This window comes from Acidovorax sp. SUPP2825, from assembly GCF_030158995.1.
Lineage (GTDB): Bacteria > Pseudomonadota > Gammaproteobacteria > Burkholderiales > Burkholderiaceae_C > Paracidovorax.
Genome location: NZ_BQXK01000005.1, coordinates 57,020 through 79,188, shown reverse-complemented (window position 1 = coordinate 79,188; position 22,169 = coordinate 57,020). Strand labels below are relative to the sequence as shown.

22 protein-coding genes are annotated in these 22,169 nt (G+C 68.3%); 14 read left to right on the top strand and 8 right to left on the bottom strand.

Features of this window, described 5'->3' with window-relative positions; all coding sequences use genetic code 11:
• Positions 1–18: 18 nt before the first annotated feature.
• Positions 19–336 (top strand): hypothetical protein, encoded by a 318-nt coding sequence (locus tag AVAK2825_RS08195; protein ID WP_284396463.1) that lies wholly within the window; start codon positions 19–21, stop codon positions 334–336.
• 129 nt (positions 337–465) lie between these two features.
• Here the strand turns inward: AVAK2825_RS08195 and AVAK2825_RS08190 are convergent, their stop codons facing one another.
• From AVAK2825_RS08190 to AVAK2825_RS08165, 6 genes are all read right to left on the bottom strand, one after another.
• The gene (locus tag AVAK2825_RS08190; RefSeq protein ID WP_284396460.1) at positions 466–2,037 is read right to left on the bottom strand and encodes an ABC transporter substrate-binding protein; all 1,572 of its coding nucleotides are present in this window, start codon (positions 2,035–2,037) and stop codon (positions 466–468) included.
• 53 nt (positions 2,038–2,090) lie between these two features.
• The gene (locus tag AVAK2825_RS08185) at positions 2,091–3,311 is read right to left on the bottom strand and encodes a M20 aminoacylase family protein (RefSeq protein WP_284396458.1); all 1,221 of its coding nucleotides are present in this window, start codon (positions 3,309–3,311) and stop codon (positions 2,091–2,093) included.
• Between the two features lie 3 nt (positions 3,312–3,314).
• The gene (locus AVAK2825_RS08180) at positions 3,315–4,295 is read right to left on the bottom strand and encodes an ABC transporter permease (protein WP_272567456.1); all 981 of its coding nucleotides are present in this window, start codon (positions 4,293–4,295) and stop codon (positions 3,315–3,317) included.
• Between the two features lie 121 nt (positions 4,296–4,416).
• Positions 4,417–5,997, bottom strand: a complete 1,581-nt coding sequence (locus tag AVAK2825_RS08175; RefSeq protein ID WP_284396455.1) for an ABC transporter substrate-binding protein — start codon at positions 5,995–5,997, stop codon at positions 4,417–4,419.
• Positions 5,998–6,259: 262 nt separating this feature from the next.
• Entirely contained in the window at positions 6,260–7,381 is a 1,122-nt protein-coding gene (locus tag AVAK2825_RS08170; RefSeq protein ID WP_284396452.1) for a porin, read from the bottom strand.
• Positions 7,382–7,589: 208 nt separating this feature from the next.
• On the bottom strand, positions 7,590–8,624 hold the full coding sequence (locus AVAK2825_RS08165; RefSeq protein ID WP_284396449.1) for a porin: 1,035 nt from the start codon (positions 8,622–8,624) through the stop codon (positions 7,590–7,592).
• 306 nt (positions 8,625–8,930) lie between these two features.
• Here AVAK2825_RS08165 and coq7 point away from each other — a divergent pair, with 306 nt between their 5' ends.
• Positions 8,931–9,548: a 2-polyprenyl-3-methyl-6-methoxy-1,4-benzoquinone monooxygenase gene (gene coq7, locus AVAK2825_RS08160; RefSeq protein ID WP_284396447.1), complete on the top strand. Its 618-nt coding sequence runs from the start codon at positions 8,931–8,933 to the stop codon at positions 9,546–9,548.
• A gap of 48 nt (positions 9,549–9,596) precedes the next feature.
• On the opposite strand, the gene AVAK2825_RS08155 is transcribed toward coq7, so the two are convergent.
• Positions 9,597–10,046 (bottom strand): OsmC family protein, encoded by a 450-nt coding sequence (locus tag AVAK2825_RS08155; protein WP_284396445.1) that lies wholly within the window; start codon positions 10,044–10,046, stop codon positions 9,597–9,599.
• A 305-nt stretch (positions 10,047–10,351) separates the two neighbouring features.
• Here AVAK2825_RS08155 and ilvA point away from each other — a divergent pair, with 305 nt between their 5' ends.
• The 3 genes from ilvA to AVAK2825_RS08140 all read left to right on the top strand — a co-directional run bounded on the left by ilvA (position 10,352) and on the right by AVAK2825_RS08140 (position 13,389).
• Positions 10,352–11,917, top strand: coding sequence for a threonine ammonia-lyase, biosynthetic (ilvA, locus tag AVAK2825_RS08150; RefSeq protein ID WP_284396443.1), 1,566 nt, complete (start codon positions 10,352–10,354; stop codon positions 11,915–11,917).
• A 78-nt stretch (positions 11,918–11,995) separates the two neighbouring features.
• Positions 11,996–12,808 (top strand): adenosylcobinamide-GDP ribazoletransferase, encoded by an 813-nt coding sequence (gene cobS, locus AVAK2825_RS08145; protein ID WP_284396441.1) that lies wholly within the window; start codon positions 11,996–11,998, stop codon positions 12,806–12,808.
• Positions 12,805–13,389 (top strand): histidine phosphatase family protein, encoded by a 585-nt coding sequence (locus AVAK2825_RS08140; protein WP_284396439.1) that lies wholly within the window; start codon positions 12,805–12,807, stop codon positions 13,387–13,389. The genes cobS and AVAK2825_RS08140 overlap by 4 nt, the downstream gene beginning before the upstream one ends.
• Positions 13,390–13,473: 84 nt before the next feature.
• Here the strand turns inward: AVAK2825_RS08140 and AVAK2825_RS08135 are convergent, their stop codons facing one another.
• Positions 13,474–13,917, bottom strand: coding sequence for a general secretion pathway protein C (locus tag AVAK2825_RS08135; RefSeq protein ID WP_284396437.1), 444 nt, complete (start codon positions 13,915–13,917; stop codon positions 13,474–13,476).
• Positions 13,918–13,964: 47 nt separating this feature from the next.
• Here AVAK2825_RS08135 and gspG point away from each other — a divergent pair, with 47 nt between their 5' ends.
• From gspG to gspD, 9 genes are all read left to right on the top strand, one after another.
• Positions 13,965–14,417, top strand: coding sequence for a type II secretion system major pseudopilin GspG (gene gspG / locus AVAK2825_RS08130; protein WP_284396434.1), 453 nt, complete (start codon positions 13,965–13,967; stop codon positions 14,415–14,417).
• A gap of 81 nt (positions 14,418–14,498) precedes the next feature.
• Positions 14,499–14,936: a prepilin-type N-terminal cleavage/methylation domain-containing protein gene (locus AVAK2825_RS08125; RefSeq protein WP_284396432.1), complete on the top strand. Its 438-nt coding sequence runs from the start codon at positions 14,499–14,501 to the stop codon at positions 14,934–14,936.
• The gene (gspI, locus tag AVAK2825_RS08120; protein ID WP_272567444.1) at positions 14,933–15,316 is read left to right on the top strand and encodes a type II secretion system minor pseudopilin GspI; all 384 of its coding nucleotides are present in this window, start codon (positions 14,933–14,935) and stop codon (positions 15,314–15,316) included. The genes AVAK2825_RS08125 and gspI overlap by 4 nt, the downstream gene beginning before the upstream one ends.
• A 1-nt stretch (position 15,317) precedes the next feature.
• Complete coding sequence (locus AVAK2825_RS08115) at positions 15,318–16,004, top strand: PulJ/GspJ family protein (RefSeq protein WP_284396429.1); 687 nt, start codon at positions 15,318–15,320, stop codon at positions 16,002–16,004.
• Positions 16,001–16,999: a type II secretion system minor pseudopilin GspK gene (gspK, locus tag AVAK2825_RS08110; RefSeq protein WP_284396426.1), complete on the top strand. Its 999-nt coding sequence runs from the start codon at positions 16,001–16,003 to the stop codon at positions 16,997–16,999. Before AVAK2825_RS08115 ends, gspK begins: the two co-directional genes overlap by 4 nt.
• A gap of 56 nt (positions 17,000–17,055) precedes the next feature.
• On the top strand, positions 17,056–18,300 hold the full coding sequence (gene gspL / locus AVAK2825_RS08105) for a type II secretion system protein GspL (protein WP_284396425.1): 1,245 nt from the start codon (positions 17,056–17,058) through the stop codon (positions 18,298–18,300).
• The gene (locus tag AVAK2825_RS08100; protein ID WP_284396422.1) at positions 18,297–18,887 is read left to right on the top strand and encodes a type II secretion system protein M; all 591 of its coding nucleotides are present in this window, start codon (positions 18,297–18,299) and stop codon (positions 18,885–18,887) included. The genes gspL and AVAK2825_RS08100 overlap by 4 nt, the downstream gene beginning before the upstream one ends.
• A 54-nt stretch (positions 18,888–18,941) precedes the next feature.
• A complete protein-coding gene (gene gspN / locus AVAK2825_RS08095; RefSeq protein WP_284396420.1) occupies positions 18,942–19,769 on the top strand; it encodes a type II secretion system protein N in 828 nt (275 codons plus the stop codon).
• A 4-nt stretch (positions 19,770–19,773) separates the two neighbouring features.
• Positions 19,774–22,167 (top strand): type II secretion system secretin GspD, encoded by a 2,394-nt coding sequence (gene gspD / locus AVAK2825_RS08090; RefSeq protein WP_284396417.1) that lies wholly within the window; start codon positions 19,774–19,776, stop codon positions 22,165–22,167.
• Positions 22,168–22,169: the final 2 nt, after the last annotated feature.

Genomic DNA, 22,169 nt, shown 5'->3' with positions numbered 1-22,169 from the left:
CCAACTAATGGAATTCTTATGTTTGCAAATTTCATTTTCTTATTCGGCCTTATTTTTCTCACTGCTTGCTCTTCAACCAACTCCTCTTGGAATGAATTAGGTGCGGCAATCATAAAATCCGAATTAGCAAACGATCCGCAACCGTTTAAAAATCAAAACACTTCAAATATATACACTCCCGGAATTTATAGAAATCAGTATGGACAACCTGTAACTCTTGAGCCAGCCGGCGGCGCAGTGCCTGGAGAACAACTGCGGATCAAACCAAATGCATATGGTCCTGGTGTGCATATGGATCAATATGGGCGCCCAGTAAAAGAACGAGCATGGCCTTGAGCAGCCGCGCAGGTCAACAAATTAAATACCCCTTACCAAAATCCATTCGAATACAAAAAAATATTGGCAAAATAAATCACAGGAAGATCAATAGCAATTACATAATGCTTTAGCTAGCCATTGCGGCGCTCACTTGACGATGCTCATCCATTTGAAGGGCATGAAGTTGTCGGCCATCTGCACCAGCTTGACCTTCTTGCTCACGCCCCAGGCCAGCGCCTGCTGGTGCAGCGGCACGTGGCCGATGTCGGCGGCGTGGATCGCGAACGCTTCGCGGATCATGGCGTTGCGCTGGGTCTTGTCGGTTTCCGCCTGGATCCGCCGGGTGAGCTCGTCGACCTTGGGGTTGCAGTACGCGCCCAGGTTGAACTGGCCGGCGCCCTTGTCGTCCACGCACGTCATGAGGGCATTCAGCGCGTTGTGCGCATCGTAGGTCGCGGGCGACCAGCCCAGCATGTAGAAGCTCGTGTCGCGGCGCAGCACCTTCGGGAAATAGGTGCCCTTGGTCTCGGCCTGCAGGTTGATCTTGACGTTGATGCGCGCAAGATTGGCCGCCACCGCCTGGCAAACGCGGCCGTCGTTCACGTAGCGGTCGTTGGGGCAGTTCATCGTCAGCTCGAAGCCGTTGGCGTAGCCCGCCTCGGCCATGAGCTTCTTGGCCGCATCCACGTCGTAGGGCAGCCGCTTCATGTCGGCCTGGAAGCCGTTGATGCCGGGGCCGACCAGCTGGGCGGACGGGTTGGCCGCGCCGCGCATGACGGTCTTGCGGATGCCCTCGATGTCGATGGCCTGGTAGAACGCCTGCCGCACCCGCTTGTCCTTGAAGGGGTTCTTGCCCTTCACGCTGGAATACAGCAGCTCGTCGCGCTTTTGGTCCATGCCCAGGAAGATGGTGCGCAGCTCGGGGCCCGTCACGGCGCGGGTGTTGGGGCTGGTGTTGACGCGCTCGATGTCCTGCACCGGCACGGGCTCCATCACGTCCACCTCGCCCGACAGCAGGGCCGCCACGCGGGTGGCGTCGTTGCCGATCGGCGTGTAGATGATCTCGCTGGCATTGCTCTCGATGGCGCCCCAGTAGCTGCCGTTGCGCGTGAACACCGTGCGCACGTTGGGCTGGCGCTCGCGCACGCGGAACGGCCCGGTGCCGTTGGCACGGAACGACGCGGCGTTCTCGATGCCCTTGCGGCGGTCCACCGGCGTCGTGGCCTGGTTGGTCTCGCACCACTTCTTGCTCATCATGTACACGAGCGTGAGCACGTCCGGCAGGATGGGATAGGGCGAGCGGGTCTCGATCTCGACCGTGTAGTCGTCGATCTTGCGCACTTCCTTGAAGTCGTTCGTGTAGCTCTTCATGTCCGAGCCCTCGACCTGCGTGCGGCCCAGCGAGAACAGCACGTCGTCCGCAGTGAAGGGTGTGCCGTCGTGGAACTGCACGCCGCGCCGCAGTTCGAAGCGCCAGACCGTGGGCGAGGTCATCTTCCAGCTGGTGGCCAGCGCGGGCGCCAGGCTCAGGTCCTTGTTGCGCCCCACAAGCGGCTCGTAGACGTTGCCGGTCACGCTCAGCTGCAGCGATTCGTTGAGTGAGTGCGGGTCCATCGACAGGGCATCGCCCTGGTTCGCCACGCGGATGGTCTGCGCCCCTGCGACGGACACCATGGCGACCATCGCCAGGGCCAACGCCGTTTTTGTCTGGAATTTCATGGGGACTCCTGAGGAAGAAAAGGGGGATGTGCGCACACGGGCCGATGCGGGCGTCAGGCGCTCGCCAGCGGCATGGCCTGCTCGACCAGGCTGGCATGCAGCGCGGCGCCCAGCGGCAGGATGTCGTCGTTGAAGTCGTAGCGGTTGTTGTGCAGCGCGCTGTTGCCCGGGCCCGTGCCCTGGCCGATGCGCAGGTAGGCGCCAGGCTTGTTCTGCAGCATGAAGGAGAAGTCTTCCGCGCCCATGCTGGGGTCCATGTCGCGCACCACGTTCTCGCCGCCCACCAGCGATTCGGCCACGTCGCCCGCGAACTGCGCATGGCTTTCGGTGTTGATGGTGGCCGGATAGATGCGTTCGTAGCGCACCGTGGCGGTGGCGCCGAAGCCGAGCGCAATGGCGCTGCACAGCTCCTGGATGCGCCGCTCCACCATGTCCTGCACCACCGGATCGAAACTGCGCACCGTGCCCACCAGCGTGGCCGTGCCGGGCAGCACGCTGAAGGCGCCCAGGTCGCCCGCCTGGATCGCGCACAGGCTGATCACGGCGCTGTCGATGGGGCGCACGTTGCGCGAGACGATGCCCTGCACCGCAGTGATGATGTGCGCCGCCACCAGCACCACGTCCACCGTCTGGTAGGCATGGGCGCCGTGGCCGCCCCGGCCGGTGATCTCGATCGTCACGCGGTCGGCCGCGGCCATCATGGCGCCCGAGTTCAGGCCGATGGTGCCGGGCTTCATGGCGGGCCAGTTGTGCATGGCGTACACCGACTGCACGGGAAAGCGTTCGAACAGGCCGTCCTCCACCATCACCCGCGCGCCGGCAAAGCCTTCTTCGCCGGGCTGGAAGATCAGCACGGCGGTGCCGTCGAACTGGCGCGTGGCGGCCAGGTAGCGCGCCGCGCCGATCAGCATGGCGGTGTGCCCGTCGTGCCCGCACCCGTGCATGAGGCCGGACTTGCAGGACTTCCATGCGAAATCGTTCTGCTCGGTCATCGGCAGCGCGTCCATGTCGGCACGCAGGCCGATCATGCTGCGGCTGCCGCGGCCCTGCCCCCGGATGACGGCGACGATGCCCGTGCGCCCGATGCCGTCATGGATCTCGTCCACGCCGCAGACCTTGAGGGCCTCTTTCACGCGGGCCCCGGTGTACACCTCCTCGAAGCCGAGTTCGGGGTGCGCATGCAGGTCCCGCCGAAACGCGGTGAGTTCGGGGTGGTACTGCGCGATGTGCGCGAAGGCCCGGCCCCCGGCCTTGAAGCGAAGCGCCTGCGCCATGTCTCAGTGCCCTCCGGCCTTGCCCACGCGCAGGCGCGGATCGACGGCGAAATACAGCAGATCGACCACGAGGTTGATCACCACGAAGATGAGCGCGATCAGGCACAGGTAGGCCGCCATCACCGGAATGTCCGCGAAAGTGACCGCCTGGATGAACAGCAGGCCCATGCCCGGCCACTGGAATACCGTCTCGGTGATGATGGCGAAGGCGATGAGGCCGCCCAGCTGCAGGCCGGTGATGGTCATCACCGGCACCAGCGTGTTCTTGAGGGCATGGCCGAAGTGGATCGCCCGGTCGGACAGGCCGCGCGCACGGGCGAACTTGATGTAGTCGGTGCGCAGCACCTCCAGCATCTCGGCGCGCACGAGCCGCATGATCAGCGTGAGCTGGAAGATCGCCAGCGTGATCGCCGGCAGCGTGATGTGGTGCCAGCCCTTGGGGGTCAGCAGGCCCGTGCTCCACCAGCCCAGCTGCGTGACGGGGCCCCGCCCGAAGCTCGGGAACCAGCCCAGGTGCACGGCGAACACGAGGATCAGCAGGATGCCGATCAGGAAGGTGGGCAGCGACACGCCGAGCAGCGACAGCGTCATGAACAGCTGGCTCGCGAAGCTACCGCGCCGCAGCGCTGCGTACACGCCCATCGGCACGCCGATCAGCAGCGCGAGCACGGCGGCCACGAGGGCCAGCTCCAGCGTGGCGGGAAAACGCTCGGCGATCAGCCGCGACACCTTCGCGCCCTGGCGCAGGCTGAGGCCGAACTCGCCCTGCGCGGCGTTCACCAGAAAGTGCCAGAACTGCACGATGAAAGGCTTGTCCAGGCCGAGCGCCGCGCGCAGCTCACGGATCTGCTCGGGCGTGGCATCCTGGCCGAGCAGGAAGGTGACGGGATCTCCGACGTACTGGAACAGCATGAAGGAGATGAAGGCCACCGCGATCATCACGATGACGGCCTGAATCAGGCGTCGCAGAATAAAGGCAAGCATCAGTGAACCGTGAGTGAATCGGGCATGCTAGCAGGGGGATGGGCCATCGCCACGAATACCCCCCGTCCGGCAGTTGGGCAAGCGCCAGGCCGGGTCGGCAGCCTGGGCAGGAGCGCGTGCATCAATTGATCTTGACCGTGCGCATGTCCACGCGGTTGTCGGCCCGGTGGACCACGTCCACCGTCTTTTTCATGGCCCAGGGAATGACCTGGTCGTACAGCGGAATGTGCGAGACCGTGTCGTTGGACAGCTGCAGCGCCTCGGTCAGCATGCGCGAGCGCACCGGCGCATCCGTCTCCGCCTTGATGCGGTCCACGAGGTAATCCATGCGCTCGTTGCTGTAGCGGCCCACGTTGTAGTTGCCGTCGCCGCCCGTGCCGACGGTGCGCACCAGCGACTGCAGGCTGTAGAGCGCGTCGAACGTCGGCACGCCCCAGCCGAGCATGTAGATGCTGGCTTCGCTGCGCTGGATCATCGGAAAGTACGTCACCTGCGGCAGCGTGCGCAGCTTGGCTTTCACCCCGATGCGCGCCCACATGGCCGTCACGGCCTGGCAGATGGCCTCGTCGTTGATGTAGCGGTTGTTGGGGCAGGCGAAGTCCACCTCGAAGCCATCGGCGTAGCCGGCATCCGCCATGAGCTTCTTCGCGGCCTCGACGTCATAGGGCATGCGCTTGCCTACCCCTTCGGTCCATCCCGCGACCTGGGGCGCCACCAGCGTGCCGGTCGGCTTGCCCAGGCCGCGCATGATGCTGCGGGTGAGCGTGTTCACATCGACGGCCTGGTAGAGCGCACGGCGCACGCGCACGTCCTTGAACGGGTTCTTGCCCTTCACGCTGGAGCCCACCAACTCATCGCGGAACTGGTCCATGCCCAGAAAGATGGTGCGGTTCTCCACGCCATCGACCACCTTCAGGTCGGCGCCGGAGCGCAGCCGTGCCAGGTCCTGCGGCGAGGGATCGAGCACCATGTCCACCTCGCCGGAGAGCAGGGCCGCCACGCGCGTGGACGCGGATTTGATGGGCGTGTAGACGATCTCCGTCACGTTGCCTTCCATCGTGCCCCACCAGTTCGGGTTGCGCTTGAACACCATGCGCACGTCCGGCTGCCAGGACTCCAGGGTGTAGGGGCCGGTGCCCATGGCATTGCGGTGCGCGAAGTTCTCGTCGGTGCCCTTGATGTCCTTGGGCTCCACGGACTTGTTCTTCTCGGCCCAGGCCTTGCTCATGATGCGCAGCTCGGTCAACTGGCGCAGCAGCACGGGATTGGGCGACTTGAGGAAGATGTCGAACGTCTGGGCATCGACCTTCACGATCCGGTCGAAACCTTGCACGAACGGCGTGTAGTTGGAGGTCTTGGCCATGGCCCGGGAGAGCGAATACACCGCATCGTCGGCCGTGAACGCCGAGCCGTCATGGAACTTGACGCCCTGCCGCAGCGTGAAGCGCACCTGCGTGGGGCTCACCTCGCGCCACGCAGTCGCCAGCACGGGTTCGATCTCGAAGGTGCGGCTGTTGTAGTACGTCAGCGTTTCGTACACGTTCGCGTGCAGCCCGTTCTGTAGGGCATTGTTCTGCGAGTGGATGTCCCAGGTGGAGATTTCGCCTTGGCTGGCCCATTTGAACGTCTTGGAGTGGGCCAGGGGCGACGCGAGGATCGCACAGGCGGCAGCGCCCGAAACAATGGCAGTGATGAGCTTCATGGAACCCTCTTGGATAAAGCGTGGAACATGCCGCTTCCTTTGTGAGGTATGCGGAAGGTCGCTGGAAGCCGGGGTCTGGCCGGCCCAGGATCTGGCATGAGCGGGAAACCCATGCAAGGAAGGTGCCAGTCCCCGCCCTGCGCGGATCGGCGCTGGCGGATCACCCGGCCCTTCGTGTGCACTCAGTGCAGACAGCCCCTTTCGAAGAGGCTGGTCGTTCGCATCGATGATCGGCCGCGCCTCGGGGCGCGGCCAGGGCCCGTCAGAAGCGGTGGCGCAGGCCGATCGTGTAGCCCGTGCGGCTCTTGGCGCCATTGACCTGGCCCGCCGCGTTGCTCAGGCTGATCTGGTCGCCCTTGAGCTTGGTGTGGTCGAGTTCGAGGTACGCGTCGGTGCGCTTGGAGAACGCGTAGTCGAAGGCCATCGTGAAGAAGTCCGCCTTGCCCTTGGCGGCCGCCGTGTTGCCCTTCTGGTCGGCACGGAAGTAGTGCGCGCCGATGTTCAACTGGGGCGTGATCTGATAACCCGCACCGACTTTGTAGATCGTGCGCTTGTTGGCAGCCAGGAAGGCCGGCCCGCCGAAGCCACCGTTGATCGTGCCCTGCCACATGGCGCCCAGCACGGCCCGGTCAACCGCCGTGAGACCGTCATCCACCTTGTTCTGGCCGTAGCCCGCATTGAAGTACCAATCACCCATGCGGTAGGAACCACCGACCGTCCAGGCATCGACCTTCTTGCCCGAGGCGAACTCGTAGTTCTGGTAACCCAGGCCAGCGGCCAGGCCGCCCGATGCATAGCGCAGATAGCCCCCGGCCGTCTTGCCGCCGGTGGGGCTCTTCTCATCGAACGAATACTGCAGCGCACCGCGCCATGGACCGACCTCGGCCATGTACTTGAGCATGTTGTCGGCCCGCGCGCCCAGTGCGAAGCCGATTTCCGGCTTGTACACGTCCATGTAGGGGGAGTAGGGATAGGAGGCGTAGGTGCTCGTGACCAGATCGAACAGGATGTTGTACTGGCGGCCCATGGTCAGCCGTCCGAAGCCTCCCTGCACGCCCACCCAGGACTGCTGGAAATAGGGCGTCGCCGGGGTTCCCGTGTCTGCCCCGAATCGGTTTTCCAGATTGACCAAAGCCTTTAGTCCACCGCCCAGGTCCTCGGTCACATTGATGCCCCAACGGCTTTGCGACATGCCGCCGCCCACCATCTGGTTCAGCGAGCCCCCGGGACTGCCGGCCGGGCCTTCGTTGTTCGTGTGGCGATATGCCATATCCACAATACCGTACAGCTGCACGCTACTGGTATTGGCCTGAGCGAAAAGCAATGGCGAGGCCACACCCAGCGCCGCGGCAGCGATGGTTTTTGTCACAAACGAAGTACGCATGTGTTGTCTCTTTCTGCTTGGAATAAGGGAAATTCATTTTAGAAATCCCGGTTTTTGCAGAACAGACCGTATGGCAGCATACCCACAGGCGTTTTCCCTAGTTTTTTGTTACATACGCGACACAGGGGACACCAATGCAAAAAGCCGCCGACCCGAAGGTCGGCGGCTTTTTTCTTCCTAAGAACTGCTGACTTGCGTCAGCGCCCTATTAGAAGGAGTGACGGATACCAACTTGGTAGCCGTTGACGTTCTCGCCAGGCAGAGCGGTAGCGCCGGTCAGGCCGTTGCTGGCCAGAACGCGCGTTGCGCCGCCCTTGTTTTGCATGTGAGCGATCGTGCCGTACACAGCGGTGCGCTTGGACAGGTCATACACGTAGCCCAGAGCCAGCACGCGGGAGTCGGCGCTGCTGTTCTTCAGGTCCAGGTTCGCGAACGAAGCCTTCACCGTGCCAGGACCGACAGGAGCGGTCAGGCCGATCAGGTACGTGCTGTACTTCGTTTGCACAGCAGCGTTGTTCTTTTCTTGGTGCCAGATGAAGATTGGCTTCACGACGCCCAGGTCGTACGAACCAGCGATGGAGTACGTGGTCACGTCTTGGGGAGCCGTAGCGCCGCGCAGCTTGTCAGCTGCCAGGGTCACGCTCAGAGGACCGTTTTCGTAGCCGCCGGCCAGGCCGAGGTAGTTGCCAGCCTTGTCGTAGGCAGCGTTGGAAGGCGTTTCGCCGAAAGCGTAGTGCACGGTACCGAAGAAGCCACCCAGGTTGCCAGGGGTGCGGTAGCTCACGCCGTTGCCGATACGGAAAGGTTGACCGCCGATGCCGAAGCCCAGGAAGTTACCCACGCCGACTTGGCCGAACGGATCGTACGAGCTGGGCTTGTCGTAGCCAGCCGTCAGTTCACGACCCAGACGAACTTCACCGAAGTTGCCCATCAGGCTCACCGTGGAACGGCGCTTGAATTCGAAGCCAGGACCCGTAGCGCCGCCGCCAGCACCGGTGCCGGTGTCGTTCTGGATAGCGCCTTCGAGCCAGAAACCAGCCTTCAGACCGCCACCGAGGTCTTCAACGCCGCGGAAACCCAGACGGCTGGTTGCATTGCCGCTGTTGTACACGCCGGTCACGGAATTGTCGGCGGAGATGCGGCCAACGCCTGCATCAACGATACCGAACATCGTGACGGAAGATTGAGCCATTGCAGCGCCGGAAGCAGCCAGCACAGCCAGGGCAATCAGGGATTTTTTCATTGCGAGTTACTCCAAGGTTAAACGAGGGCGCCGGTTCGGGGGGCTGAGATGCACAAGCGCAGTCCGCCGGATCCCCGGGCCAACCTCCTGGTGGGGAAGTTGTCCTTATTGCAACAGAGCCACGTCCGTTTCGCAAAGGAATTCCCTCACAATTGCACCGAAAGGCCCAAATCGTTGCTGTGTTGCAACAACCCTTGAGGCGTCACGGAACTGACTTATCCGCGGCGCCCAGCGGGCAAAGGATGCTCGCATTTTTGTATCCATTCGAAAATTCTGTAGCACTTTCGAACTCCACCCGATTTTTCCATGGATCCACTTCTGACGGCGGTCGATACCGCACTGCGCACCCTCTTCGCCAAGCCCCGAGCCGGGGAGCCGTCACCGGCCCGCGCCCATTCTGAAGGCAATCTCTCGCCCGCGGACAAACGCCTGGCGGGCGCGCTCATGCGGGTGAACCACGTGGGCGAAGTCTGCGCCCAAGCACTCTACACCGGCCAGGCCGCCGTGACGCACGATGCGAACCTGCGCGCCCACCTGCTGGAGGCGGCGCGAGAGGAAACGGATCACCTCGCCTGGACCCGCGAACGGCTCGACGCCCTGGGCGACCGGCCCAGCCTGCTCAATCCGCTCTGGTTCGCCGGGGCGTTCGCCATCGGCTGGACCGCGGCCCAGGTCAGCGACCGGGTGAGCCTGGGGTTCGTTGTAGAAACCGAGCGGCAGGTGGCGCAGCACCTGCAAAGCCATCTGGAACGCTTGCCGGCGCAGGACCTGGCTTCCCGCTCGGTCGTGGCACGCATGAAGAGCGACGAAGAGCGGCACGCGAGCGGCGCCCTGGCCGCGGGCGGCCAGGAGTTGCCGGCCCCGGTGCGCATGCTGATGAAGGCCGCCGCCAAGTGCATGACCACGGTGGCGCACCGCATCTGAAGGAATGCCCTCGGTGCAGTGGCCGCCGTCAGCGCGCCGCCAGGCCGATCACCCCTCGACGATGTCGAAGCCCGTGGTGATCTCTGCCATCTTGCCCAGCATGATGCTGGCGGAACAGTATTTTTCGTGGCTCATGGCGATCGCACGCTCGACCGCCGCCGCAGGCAGCGCCTTGCCCGTCACGGTGAACTGCATGTGGATGCGGGTGAACACCTTGGGATCGACCGGCGCGCGTTCGGAGGTGAGCTTGACACTGCAGCCGCGCACGTCGTGCCGGCCGCGCTTGAGAATCAGCACGACGTCGTAGGCCGTGCACCCCCCCGTGCCGGCCAGGACTGTCTCCATGGGGCGCGGCGCCAGGTTCTGCCCCCCGTTGGCGGGGTTGGCGGCATCGGGCGCGCCGTCCATGGCCAGGACATGGCCGCTGCCGGTTTCGGCGATGAATCCCATACCGGACCGGGTGCCCGTGGCGCCCGTCCAGGTGACTGTGCATTCCATGTTGTTTTTCTCCATCAAAAAAAGCGAAAACGGCATTTCCATCCCCAGATGGTCCGTCAATTTTGCTGCAACGCAGCATGGTTTGGGCTACACTTCGCACCATGCGTTGCCCGAAAGGGTGGACAGCAAGCCCAAACGGCTTGTTCGCACCCATTGTCTCCTCCATCTCCTCAAAGGATGGATTCGGCCCCGGACTTCACAGTCCGGGGCCGTTTTTTTTGCCCAGCGCACGACGGCAGCAGCGTCGGGCCACCGCCTATGATGGCGGCCCTGCCCGCGACCGGCGCGGCAACGATCCGCACGACATGACCCAGCACCTCACGCCCCTGGACTACCTGAAGAAGATCCTCACGGCCCGCGTCTACGACGTGGCGGTCGAATCGGCCCTGGAACCCGCCAAGGCGCTGAGCCGCCGGCTCCACAACCAGGTGCTGCTCAAGCGCGAGGACCAGCAGCCGGTGTTCAGCTTCAAGCTGCGGGGCGCCTATAACAAGATGGCGCACCTGTCGCCCGAGCAGTTGCAAAAGGGCGTGATCTGCGCCTCGGCTGGCAACCACGCGCAGGGCGTGGCGATGAGCGCGCACAAGCTGGGGACCCGCGCCGTCGTCGTCATGCCGACGACCACGCCCCAGCTCAAGGTGGATGCCGTCCGGACGCTGGGCGGCGAGGTCGTGCTGCACGGCGACAGCTATTCCGACGCCTACGAGCACGCGACCCAGTTGCAGGCAGCCCAGGGCCTGACCTTCGTACACCCCTTCGACGACCCCGACGTGATCGCCGGCCAGGGCACCATCGCCATGGAAATCCTCCGCCAGCTGCAGAGCCTGGGCAGCAACCGGCTCGATGCGGTGTTCGTCGCCATCGGCGGCGGCGGGCTGGTAAGCGGCGTGGCCAACTACATCAAGGCGGTGCGCCCCGAGATCCGCGTGATCGGCGTGCAGATGAACGATTCCGACGCCATGGCGCAATCCGTGGCGTCGGGCAGCCGCGTCACGCTGGCCGACGTGGGCCTGTTTTCCGACGGCACGGCCGTCAAGCTGGTGGGCGAGGAGACCTTCCGCGTGGCCCAGGGCCTGGTGGACGAGTTCATGACCGTGGACACCGACGCCGTGTGCGCCGCGATCAAAGACATCTTCGTAGACACGCGCAGCATCGTGGAGCCGGCCGGCGCCCTGGCCGTGGCCGCCATCAAGCAATACGTCGATACACACAAGACGCGGGGCGAGACCTACGCGGCCATCCTGTGCGGCGCCAACATGAATTTCGACCGCCTGCGCTTCGTGGCAGAGCGCGCCGAGGTGGGCGAGGAACGCGAGGCCCTGCTGGCGGTCACCATTCCCGAGGAGCGCGGCAGCTTCAAGCGGTTCTGTGAGGTGGTGGGGCAACTGCCCGGCGGCCCGCGCAACGTGACCGAGTTCAACTACCGCATCAGCGACGCCGCACGCGCCCACGTGTTCGTGGGCCTGACCACGCACGGCAAGGGCGAGTCGGAGAAGATCGCCCGCAACTTCCAGCGCCACGGGTTCGAGGCGCTCGACCTCACGCACGACGAACTGGCCAAGGAGCACCTGCGCCACCTGGTGGGCGGCCGCTCGGCGCTCGCGCAGGAGGAGCGGCTGCTGCGCTTCGTCTTCCCCGAGCGGCCGGGGGCGCTGTTCAAGTTCCTGAGCCTGATGCAGCCGAGCTGGAACATCAGCCTGTTCCACTACCGCAACCAGGGCGCCGACTACGGGCGCATTCTGGTGGGCATGCAGGTGCCGCCGGGCGATGCGGCCGCGTTCGACGCTTTCCTGGCCACACTGGGCTATCCCTATGTGGAAGAAACGCTGAACCCGGCCTACCAGCTGTTCCTGCAGGCCGGGCGCGCCTAGCCCGAAGGCTTTGCGCCAAAACGGCCTCCAGCACAATTAGTACTAGGGCATATAGCTATTTATTTGATAGCAAACAGCATGCAGGCGCTTCGCCACTATCTGCTGGCCGTGCAGTTCTTCACCCGGATTCCCGTCACCGGCCGGACCGCGGCCTGGGTGGGCTACAGCCCTGCCCTGCTGCGCGCCAGCGCCGGACACCTGCCGGGCGTGGGCTGGCTGGTGGCGGCGGTCGCGGTGGCGGTGCACGCCGCGCTCGCGTGGGCGCTGGGGCCCCAGCCCGCGGCGCCCTGGGTGTGCGCGGTGTTCAGCACCGTGGCCACCGTGCTGGTCACGGGGGGGTTCCACGAAGACGGCCTGGCCGACGTGGCCGATGGCCTGGGCGGCAGCCTGCAGCGCGAGCGGGCGCTGGAGATCATGAAGGACTCGCGCATCGGCGCCTTCGGGGCCATGGCGCTGGTGCTGGCGCTGGCCGCCAAGCTGGCCTTGCTGGCGCTCTTGGGCGCCGGTGGCCTGGGCGTGGTGCTGCCGGCGCTGGCCGCAGCCCATGTGCTGTCGCGCTTTTGGCCCCTGGTGCTGGTGCGCACCCTGGCCCATGTGGGCGACACGGCCACCTCCAAGAGCAAGCCGCTGGCGGACCAGATCAGCGGGCGCTCGCTGGCCACCGCGCTTTTGTGGTCGATCGGGCCTCTGGCGCTGATGGGCTATGCGCTGGGCATTGCTGTATTGATAGTGTCCCTCGCGGCCAGCGCCCTGGCCGCGCTGTGCATGCGCCGCTGGTTCACGCGGCGGCTGGGCGGCTTCACGGGCGACTGCCTGGGGGCCACGCAGCAGATCGGCGAAATCGCCATCTACCTGGCCACCGCCGTCGCGCTGGGGCCTGGCCTGCGGTGACGCAGCGGCGCCTGTGGCTGGTGCGGCATGCGCTGCCGCTCGTGGCGCCGGGCGTGTGCTACGGCGCGCTCGACGTGCCCGCCGACCCTGCCGCGACGGCCGATGCCGCCCGCCGGCTGGCCCGCGCGCTGCCCGGCACGCTCGCGGACATGCGCCACTCGCCGCTACGAAGATGTGAGCAGCTTGCGCAGGCCCTGATGGTGCTGAAGGCCGATTCGGCCAGCGAGCCCGACGCCCGCCTCGCCGAGATGGATTTCGGCACCTGGGAAGGCCGCGCCTGGGACGCCATTGCCCGGGCCGACATCGATGCGTGGACGGTGGATTTCGGCGCCCCCCGCGCCAGCGGCGGCGACAGCCTGGCCGCAATGCTGCTGCGCGTGGATGCGGCACTGTCCGAGGCACGCCAGTTGTCCCACGACCGGGGTGGCGATGTGCTGTGGATCACCCATGCGGGAGTAGCGCGCTGCGTACAGTGGCTGCAGGCCCGGCCCGGGCGCCTGCCGCGGGCCGACGAATGGCCGGTGGCCGCACCGGCCTATGGGGAATGGACCACGGTGCCGCTGGACGCGCCAACGCACTGAACGCTTCGGAGCCAGCGGCTTTCGCCCCATCTGAAACAGATGTCTTTCTTTGTGCCGCACACCCCGCGTGCGCCCCCCGAACCGCTACCGCTTGTCCGGAATTTCCAGCGTGACCGTGGCCGCGCCATCGTGCGACGGCCCCAGCCGCGCCTGGCGGCGGCCCAGGGCCTGGAGCACCAGCCCTTCGGCCACCGTGGCCCCGACGCGAAACGGCTTGGCCGGCTGGTTGTCCACGGCGATCAAGGCCGCGCCGCCACCGCTGGACGTGCCCGCCAGCACGCCCACCAGCGCGAAACGGCTGGGCTCGCGTACCGCCGGCGCGGACGGCGCGGCGGGCCCTGCCCCGAGCAGCCGCGCCAGGGCCTGGGCGTCGGGTGCCAGGGGCGCGGGCGCTGCCGCCGCCACGCCCGGGCCGGCCGGCCGGGCCGAGAGGCGCAGGCCCCAATAGACCACGCTGGCGCCCGCCAATGCCCATAGGGCCATCGTGCCCAGGCGCACGCCCCACCTGCCGTATGTGTTTGTCACCATCGCACGATTATGATTGACCGCATCTGCCCTATCCGAGTCGCCCCTCAGTGAATTCACACGCTTTCTCCCTTGCCCGCACCGCACGCCGCCGCCTGGCGGCCGGTTTCACCCTGATCGAACTGATGGTGGTGCTGGTGATCATCGGCGTGCTCGCCGCGCTGATCGTGCCCAACGTGCTCGACCGCGCCGACGATGCCCGCAGCACGGCGGCGCGCACCGACATCACCAACATCGTGCAGGCCCTCAAGCTGTACCGGCTGGACAACCAGCGCTATCCCACGGCCGAACAGGGCCTGCAGGCGCTCATCGCCAAGCCCACCTCGGGCCCCGCGCCAGGCAACTGGCGCCCCTACCTCGAAAAGCTGCCCAACGACCCCTGGGGCCGCCCCTACCAGTACCTCAGCCCCGGCATCAAGGGCGAGGTCGATGTGATGTCGTTCGGGGCCGATGGCCAGTCCGGCGGCGAGGGCAAGGATGCGGACATCGGCAGCTGGCAGTGACGGCCGCGCCACGGGGCTCCGGCTTGCGGCCGCCGCCCGCATGAACGCGCCGGCCCCCGCCCCTGTGGCGATCGACATCCCGTGACCCCGAATCCTTTCCGCCGCGCCCGGGGTTTCACCCTGTTCGAGTTGCTGGTGGTGGTTTCGATCATCGCGCTGGCCACGGCCGGCGTGGGCTTTGCGCTGCGCGACAACGGCCAGACGCTGCTGGACCGCGAGGGCGAGCGGCTCTCGGCGCTGCTGGAGGCGGCGCGCGCGCAATCGCGGGCGTCCGGCGCCACCGTGCGCTGGCGCGCGTTCGCGGGCGGCTTTCGCTTCGAAGGGCTGCCGGGCAATCCGTCGGCCGGCGCCTGGCTGGACCCCGGCACGCAGGTGCTGGGGCCGGGCCTGCTGCAGCTCGGGCCGGAGCCGCTCATCGGCCCGCAGCAGGTCGTGCTGGCCAACCAGGGCCACCCGGGGCGCGCGGTGCGCGTGGTCACCGACGGGCTGCGGCCCTTCGCCGTGGAGCCCGCGCCATGACCGGCCGCCCCGGCGGGCCGCGCCGGCCGCGCGAGCGCGGCTTCACGCTGGTCGAGGTGATGGTGGCGCTGGCCATCGTGGCGATCGCGCTCATGGCCGGGCTGCAGGCCACGTCAGCCCTCACGCGCAATGCCGCGCGACAGACCGACGTGCTGCTCGCCCACCTGTGCGCCGAGAACGAACTCGTGAAGGTGCGTCTGTCACGCCAGATGCCGGCCATCGGCGACAGCACGCTGGCCTGCGAGCAGGCCGGGCGCCGCTACGACGTCACGCTGGTCGTGCGGCCCACGCCCAACCCGCAGTTCCGCCGGGTCGATGCCCAGGTGTCCGACGGGCAGAACTCCGTGCTGCGCCTGTCCACCATCGTGGGGAGGTACTGACATGCGCCGCCCGACCCGGCTTTCGCGCGGATTCACGCTGATCGAGCTGCTCGTGGCCATCGCCATCATGGCGATCCTGGCGATCATGAGCTGGCGCGGGCTCGACGGCATGGTGCGCGCGCAGGAGCAGACGCGGGAGCGGGCCGACGGCCTGCTCGTCATCCAGGCGGCGCTCGCCCAGTGGGGCACCGACCTGGATGCGCTGCAGGCCATTGACCAGACCGAGCCGCTCGACTGGGACGGCCAGGTGCTGCGCATGACGCGCCGCAGCAGCGCCGAGCCCGACGAAGGCCCGGTGGTCGTGGCCTGGACCCGGCGCAACGTGAACGGCATCGACCAGTGGCTGCGCTGGCAGTCGCCGCCGGTGCGCACGCGGGCGCAATGGCGCGAGGCCTGGCAGCGCGCGGCGCAATGGGCCCGCACGCCGGGCGAGGCCGAGCGGCGCACCGAGACCGTGCTCATGCCCCTGGTGAACTGGCAGATCTACTACTACCGCGACGGGGCCTGGTACAACGCCCTGTCCAGCAGCGAGACGACCGCCAACCTGCCGCAATCGCAGGGCCCGACGGCCGCCACCAACATCCCCGAAGGCGTGCGCCTGCAGCTGACGCTGCCACCCGGCCGCGCGCTGGCGGGCACGCTCACCCGCGACTGGGTCAACCCGGTGAACGGCGGAGGCAAGACATGACCCGCGCCCGCCGCCCGCCCGCCCGCCGCCCCGCCGCACGCGGCGCGGCGCTGCTGGCCGCCATGCTCACGGTGACGCTGGTGGCCACGTTCGCGGCCGCGGCCATGTGGCAGCAGTGGCGCGCGGTCGAGGTGGAGACCGCCGAGCGCGCGCGGGCGCAGTCGGCGTGGATCCTGGCCGGCGCGCTCGACTGGTCGCGGCTCATCCTGCGCGAGGACGCCGCCGCGCGCGACAGCGACGGCACCGACCACCTGGCCGAGCCCTGGGCCGTGCCGCTGGAGGAAGCGCGCCTGTCCACCTTCCTCGCGGCGGACCGCAACGTGAGCCAGCCCGAGGATGCGAGCACCGACACGGCCGATGCCTTCCTGTCCGGCCGGATCATCGACCTGCAGTCGCGCCTGAACCTCTTCAACCTGGTGGACGGCAATGCGGTGCAGGAGATCCCCCTGCGCCAGTTCACCCGCCTTTTCGAGCAGCTCGGCCTGCCGCGCCAGCAGCTGAACCTGCTGGCCGACGGGTTGCGCCAGGCCAAGGCCACGGGCGGCGATGCGGGCAACGCGCCCCTGATGCCGCGCACCCTGTCGCAGCTGTCCTGGCTGGGCGTGGACGCCGCCACCATCGCGGCGTTGGAGCCCTACGCCACCGTGCTGCCGCGCAGCACGCGGGTGAACCTGAACACAGCCAGCGCCCAGGTGCTGCAGGCCAGCATCGAGGGGCTGGACATGGCCGGCGCGCAGCAGCTGGTGCAGGCGCGCGAGGCCCGGCACTTTCGCAACGAGGAAGACGCGCGCAAGCTGCTGAGCGGCTCGGCGCGGATGGACACCACCACGCACACCGTCTCCTCGTCGTACTACGAAGTGCTCGGCCGGCTGCGGCTGGGAAGCACCGTGGTGCAGGAACGCTCCCTGGTCTACAAGGCCGGCCGCGAAGCCCGCACGCTGTGGCGCGAACGCGGGGTCTTCGCGCGCAACGACGCCGCCACGGCCACCCGCTGACCCCGGCCGCGCGCACCGTCATGCCACGCCCCTAAAATGGCCCGCGAAACCCATCCATGAGCACCCTCATCCTTTCCTTGCCCCCGGGCCACCCGGGGCCGGCCACCGAGTACGGCTACACGCTGACCACCGACGGCCACACCGCCACACGACACGCGAACGCGCCCGCCGCGCTGCTGCCCGACCCGGGCCGCGCCGGCGAGGTGGTGGCCGTGGTGCCGGCCCGCGCCCTGTCGTGGCAGCGCGTCACCCTGCCGCCCGGTGCCGGCACGCAGGCGCCGCGCCTGCGCGCCGTGCTCGAAGGGCTGCTCGAAGAGCGCCTGCTGGACGATCCCGCCGCGCTGCATTTCGCGCTGGAGCCCGGGGCCCGCCCCGGCGCGCCCGCCTGGGTCGCGGTGTGCGACCGGGCCTGGCTGCGTGCCGCGCTGCAGGCCCTGGAGGCGGCCGGCCGCCCGGTGCAGCGGGTGGTGCCCGAGTTCGCGCCCGGCCCCACCGCCAGCGGAGCGCCCGACCACTTCGCCCTGGGCACGCCCGAAGACGCCCATCTGGTGGCCACCGCGCAGGGCCCCGATCAGGCCGTGGCGGTGCTGCCGCTGTCGCCCATGGCACTGCAGCTCACGGGTGCGATGGCCGGTGCGGATGCGGGGGGACAGCCCCCCGCCGTGCGTGCCGAACCCGCCGTGGCCGCGCTCGCCGAGCAGATGCTGGGCCGCCCCGCCGTGCTCTACACCGCCAGCCAGCGCGCTCTGGACGCCGCCCGCGGCGACTGGGACCTGGCGCAGTTCGACCTGGCCAGCAGCGGCCGCACCCGCGCGCTGCGCAAGGCCGGCACCACGCTCGGCACCTTCGCGCGCGCGCCGCAATGGCGCGCCGCGCGCTGGGCCCTCGGGCTGCTGGTGGCCACGCAGCTCGTGGGCCTCAATGCCTGGGCCTGGCAGGAACGCCAGGCGCTGGAGGCCAAGCAGGCAGGCGTGCGCGCCGCGCTCACGCAGACCTTTCCCCAGGTGAAGGTGGTGGTCGATGCGCCCGTGCAGATGGAGCGCGAACTCGCCCAGCTGCGCCAGGCCGCCGGCAGCGTTTCGCCACGCGACCTCGAACCCATGCTGGCCGCCGCGGGCGCCGCGCTGCCGCCGGGCCAGTTGCCCACCGCGCTCGACTACAGCGCGGGCGACCTGCGCCTGCGCGGGCTCGAACTGCCCGCCGAGGCACTGGCCAGCGCCAACCAGCGGCTGTCCGCCGCTGGATATTCCTCCCGCATGCAGGACGGCCAGTGGCTGCTGCGCACCGGAGGCCAGCCATGAAGCGCCCCGCAACCGCCGCCCCTTCTTCGCCCTCCAGCGCCGTCGCGCCCCTCAAGGCGCGCTGGAAGGCCCTGGCCCCGCGCGAGCAATCGCTGGTGCTGGCCGCCGGCGGCCTGGTCGCCGCCGCGCTGCTGTGGTGGGTGGCGGTCGCGCCCGCACTGCAGACCCTGCGCAGCGCGCCCGCCCGCCATGCCGAACTGGATGCGCAGCTGCAGCACATGCAGTCGCTGCAGGCCGAGGCCCTGCAGCTGCAGAGCGCGCCGCGTGCGCCGCTGGGCGACACCGCCCAGGTGCTGCGCAGCTCGCTCACGCAGCGCCTGGGCACCACCGCGCAGATGGCGGTGCTGGGCGACCGCGCCACCGTCACCCTCAAAGGGGCGCCCGCCGATGCGCTGGCCCTGTGGCTTTCGCAGGCGCGCAGCAATGCCCGCGCCGTGCCCATCGAGGCGCGCCTGGCGCGCAGCAGCACGGCCGTGGTCGGCCCCACGCCGGCCGGCAAGCCGCCCGCGGCCCTGTCCAACCAGCCTGCGGCGCCCGACATGCCGCGCTGGGACGGCACGCTGGTGCTGGCGCTGCCGCCGGGCTGATCCGCTGGTCCTTGCCATTCCTCCTCTCGCCCACCCCTTCCCCGAGCCCCCTTCTTGAACGCCACCGTGTCCCGCAGCACCGCCCCCCGCCCTCCGTTCGCCGGCTCCGCCGTGCCGCGCTCGCCGCGCGGCTGGGCGCTGGCCGGCGTGCTGCTGGGCGCGTTGCCGGCACTGCTGGTCTTCGCACCCGCGCAGTGGCTGGCCAGCGCCGTGGAGCAGGCCAGCGGCGGGCAGGTGCGGCTGGCGCAGGCGCGCGGCACCGTGTGGACCGGCTCGGCCCAGATGGTGCTCACCGGCGGCCGCGGCAGCCAGGACCAGGCCGCCCTGCCCGGGCGCCTGCAGTGGCGCCTGCGCCCGGCGTGGGACGGCGCCCGCGCCGAACTGCGGGCCGATTGCTGCACGCCCCAGCCGGTGCAGCTGCGGCTGCGCCCGCACTGGGGCGGTGCCCGCGTGACCGTGGCCGACGGCCGCAGCCAGTGGCCGGCCGCCGTGCTGGCCGGCCTGGGCACGCCCTGGAACACGCTGCAGCCGCAGGGCCAGCTGGCCCTGGGCACGCAGAGCCTTTCGTTCGACTGGTCCGCCGGCCGCCTCGTGGTGGACGGGCAGGCACAGGTCGATGCGCTGGACATGTCCTCGCGCCTGTCCACGCTGCGCCCCATGGGCAGCTACCGGCTGGTGCTGCAGGGCGGGCAGGCGCCCACCCTGGCGCTGTCCACGCTCGACGGCGCGCTGCGCCTGTCCGGCAGCGGCCAGTGGGTGGGCCAGCGCCTGCGCTTCACCGGCGAGGCCACCGCGGCGCCCGAGCGCGAGGGCGCGCTGGCCAATCTCCTCAATATCATCGGGCGGCGCACCGGCGCGCGCTCCATCATCACCGTGGGTTGACCCTATGACTTCCTTGACTTCGCAACGCCTGCGGTTCGCACTCCACGCTTTGGCCGCAGGGGCCCTGCTGGCCTGCGCGGGCGGCACGCTCCAGGCCCAGACGGCCGTGGGCACCGGCACCAGCAGCGTGCGCGCCGGCGAACCCGTTACGCTGAACTTCGCCAACGCCGAGATCGAGGCCGTGGCACGCACCATGGCCACCATCACCGGCCGCAACGTGGTGGTGGACCCGCGCGTGAAGGGCCAGCTCACCCTGGTGACCGAACGCGCGGTGACGCCCGCGGCCGCCTTCCAGCAGTTCCTGGCCGCGCTGCGGCTGCAGGGCTTCACGGTGGTGGAGGCCGCGGGCCTGTACAAGGTCGTGCCCGAGGCGGATGCCAAGCTGCAGGCCGGCAGCGTGAACGTGTCGGAAAGCGGCCTCGGCGGCACGCGTGGCGGCGGGCAGATCGTCACGCAGATCTTCAAGCTCAACTTCGAGAACGCGGCCAATCTGGTGCCGGTGCTGCGTCCGCTCATCAGCCCCAACAACACGATCAACGTGAACCCCGGCAACAACTCGCTGGTGATCACCGACTACGCCGACAACCTGCAGCGCCTGGCGCGCATCGTGGCGGCCATGGATGTCTCCAACGCCAGCGACGTGGAGGTGATCCCGCTGCAGAACGCGCTGGCCACCGAACTGGCGCCGCTGGTGTCGCGCCTGCTGGAGGGCAGCGGCACCGCCGCCGGGGCTGTGCCGGCCGTGGCCCAGGGGCAGTCGGACACGTCGTTCCGCACCACGCTGCTGGCCGAGCCGCGCAGCAACTCGCTCATCCTGCGCGCGGCCAACCCGGCGCGCCTGGCGCTCGTGCGGTCGCTGGTGCAAAAGCTCGACCAGCCCGCCACGCCCGGCAGCAGCGCCGCGGGCGGCAACATCCATGTGGTGTACCTCAAGAACGCCGACGCCACCAAGCTTGCGGCCACGCTGCGCGCGGCGCTGTCGGCGGCCACGGGCAGCGGGTCTTCGGGCTCGGGCACCACCTCCAGCGCGCCCACCGGCTCGGGCCTGGGCTCGACCGGGCTGACGGGCGGCATGTCGCAGACCGGGGGCAGCAGCTCCATGAACAACAACTCCACGTTCGGCGGGAGCAACAGCAGCGGCGGCGGGCTGGGCAGCAACGCCAGCAGCGTGGGGAATTCGTCCAACAGCAACCAGCCTTCCACCGGCGGGCAGATCCAGGCCGACCCGACGACCAACTCGCTCATCATCTCGGCGCCCGAGCCGCAGTACCGGCAACTGCGCGCGGTGATCGACCAGCTCGACGGCCGGCGTGCCCAGGTGCTGGTGGAAAGCCTGATCGTCGAAGTCGCCGCCAACAAGGTGGCCGAGTTCGGCATCCAGTGGCAAGGCTTGGTGGGCAACACGGGCAGCGGCACGGTGGGCGTGATCGGCACCAACTCATCGGCATCCACCTCGAGCGGTACCGCTAACATTCTCAATCTCGCATTGGCCGCTGCGTCCGGCAACACCACGACCCTTGCCAGCAGCGCGGCAGGACTCGGCAAAGGTCTCAACGTTGCCATTGCCCCGCGCATCAACGGCAACTACTACCTGGGCGCGCTGGCCAACTTCCTGGAGAACACGGGCGATGCCAACGTGCTCTCCACCCCGAACCTGATGACGCTGGACAACGAAGAGGCCCAGATCATCATCGGCAACAACGTGCCGTTCGTGACCGGCTCCTACGCCAACAGCACCGGCAGCAGCACCGTCAACCCGTTCACCACCGTCGAGCGCAAGGACGTGGGCCTGATGCTGCGCGTGCGCCCGCAGATCAACGAGAACGGCCAGGTCAAGCTCACGCTGTACCAGGAAGTCTCGCAGGTGGACTCGGCCACGCTCACCTCCGCCAACGGCCCCACGACCAGCAAGCGGTCGATCGAATCCACCGTGCTGGTGAACGACGGCAGCGTGATCGTGCTGGGCGGCCTGCTGGAAGACCGCTACGCGCTCGGCCAGGACAAGGTGCCGGTGATGGGCGACCTGCCCCTGGTGGGCGGCCTGTTCCGCAACGAGAACCGCTCGCGCAAGAAGACCAACCTGATGGTGTTCCTGCGCCCGCTCGTGATCCGCGACGCGGCCACCAGCGACGCGGTGATGACCGACCGCTACGAAGCCATCCGCGCGCTGCAGCAGACCACCCAGCCCGCGCCCAGCACCGTGATGCGCAGCGTCTCGGACGCCCCCGTGCTGCCGCCCCTGCGCGGCGACACGGCACCCGTCGCCCCGGTGGTGCCGCAGGCCCCGACCCGCACCGCGCCGCTCGCACCGCTCCTGCCCGAGCAGCGCGCCATCCCGCGGCCGGTGCCCACGCCGTCCGAGTACACCGCGCCCCCGGAAAAGCTCAGCCCCCAGTAAGC

What these genes read in the sequence shown, in the direction of transcription:
- AVAK2825_RS08195 (WP_284396463.1), top strand. Translation starts at nt 19, where the DNA reads ATGTTTGCAAATTTCATTTTCTTATTCGGCCTTATTTTTCTCACTGCT.
- AVAK2825_RS08115 (WP_284396429.1), top strand. Translation starts at nt 15,318, where the DNA reads ATGCGCCGCCCGACCCGGCTTTCGCGCGGATTCACGCTGATCGAGCTG.
- AVAK2825_RS08185 (WP_284396458.1), bottom strand. Translation starts at nt 3,311, where the DNA reads ATGGCGCAGGCGCTTCGCTTCAAGGCCGGGGGCCGGGCCTTCGCGCAC.
- AVAK2825_RS08175 (WP_284396455.1), bottom strand. Translation starts at nt 5,997, where the DNA reads ATGAAGCTCATCACTGCCATTGTTTCGGGCGCTGCCGCCTGTGCGATC.
- AVAK2825_RS08155 (WP_284396445.1), bottom strand. Translation starts at nt 10,046, where the DNA reads ATGGAATGCACAGTCACCTGGACGGGCGCCACGGGCACCCGGTCCGGT.
- AVAK2825_RS08170 (WP_284396452.1), bottom strand. Translation starts at nt 7,381, where the DNA reads ATGCGTACTTCGTTTGTGACAAAAACCATCGCTGCCGCGGCGCTGGGT.
- cobS (WP_284396441.1), top strand. Translation starts at nt 11,996, where the DNA reads ATGCAGGCGCTTCGCCACTATCTGCTGGCCGTGCAGTTCTTCACCCGG.
- AVAK2825_RS08135 (WP_284396437.1), bottom strand. Translation starts at nt 13,917, where the DNA reads ATGGTGACAAACACATACGGCAGGTGGGGCGTGCGCCTGGGCACGATG.
- gspI (WP_272567444.1), top strand. Translation starts at nt 14,933, where the DNA reads ATGACCGGCCGCCCCGGCGGGCCGCGCCGGCCGCGCGAGCGCGGCTTC.
- AVAK2825_RS08165 (WP_284396449.1), bottom strand. Translation starts at nt 8,624, where the DNA reads ATGAAAAAATCCCTGATTGCCCTGGCTGTGCTGGCTGCTTCCGGCGCT.
- AVAK2825_RS08180 (WP_272567456.1), bottom strand. Translation starts at nt 4,295, where the DNA reads ATGCTTGCCTTTATTCTGCGACGCCTGATTCAGGCCGTCATCGTGATG.
- coq7 (WP_284396447.1), top strand. Translation starts at nt 8,931, where the DNA reads ATGGATCCACTTCTGACGGCGGTCGATACCGCACTGCGCACCCTCTTC.
- gspL (WP_284396425.1), top strand. Translation starts at nt 17,056, where the DNA reads ATGAGCACCCTCATCCTTTCCTTGCCCCCGGGCCACCCGGGGCCGGCC.
- gspK (WP_284396426.1), top strand. Translation starts at nt 16,001, where the DNA reads ATGACCCGCGCCCGCCGCCCGCCCGCCCGCCGCCCCGCCGCACGCGGC.
- gspD (WP_284396417.1), top strand. Translation starts at nt 19,774, where the DNA reads ATGACTTCCTTGACTTCGCAACGCCTGCGGTTCGCACTCCACGCTTTG.
- AVAK2825_RS08190 (WP_284396460.1), bottom strand. Translation starts at nt 2,037, where the DNA reads ATGAAATTCCAGACAAAAACGGCGTTGGCCCTGGCGATGGTCGCCATG.
- AVAK2825_RS08100 (WP_284396422.1), top strand. Translation starts at nt 18,297, where the DNA reads ATGAAGCGCCCCGCAACCGCCGCCCCTTCTTCGCCCTCCAGCGCCGTC.
- ilvA (WP_284396443.1), top strand. Translation starts at nt 10,352, where the DNA reads ATGACCCAGCACCTCACGCCCCTGGACTACCTGAAGAAGATCCTCACG.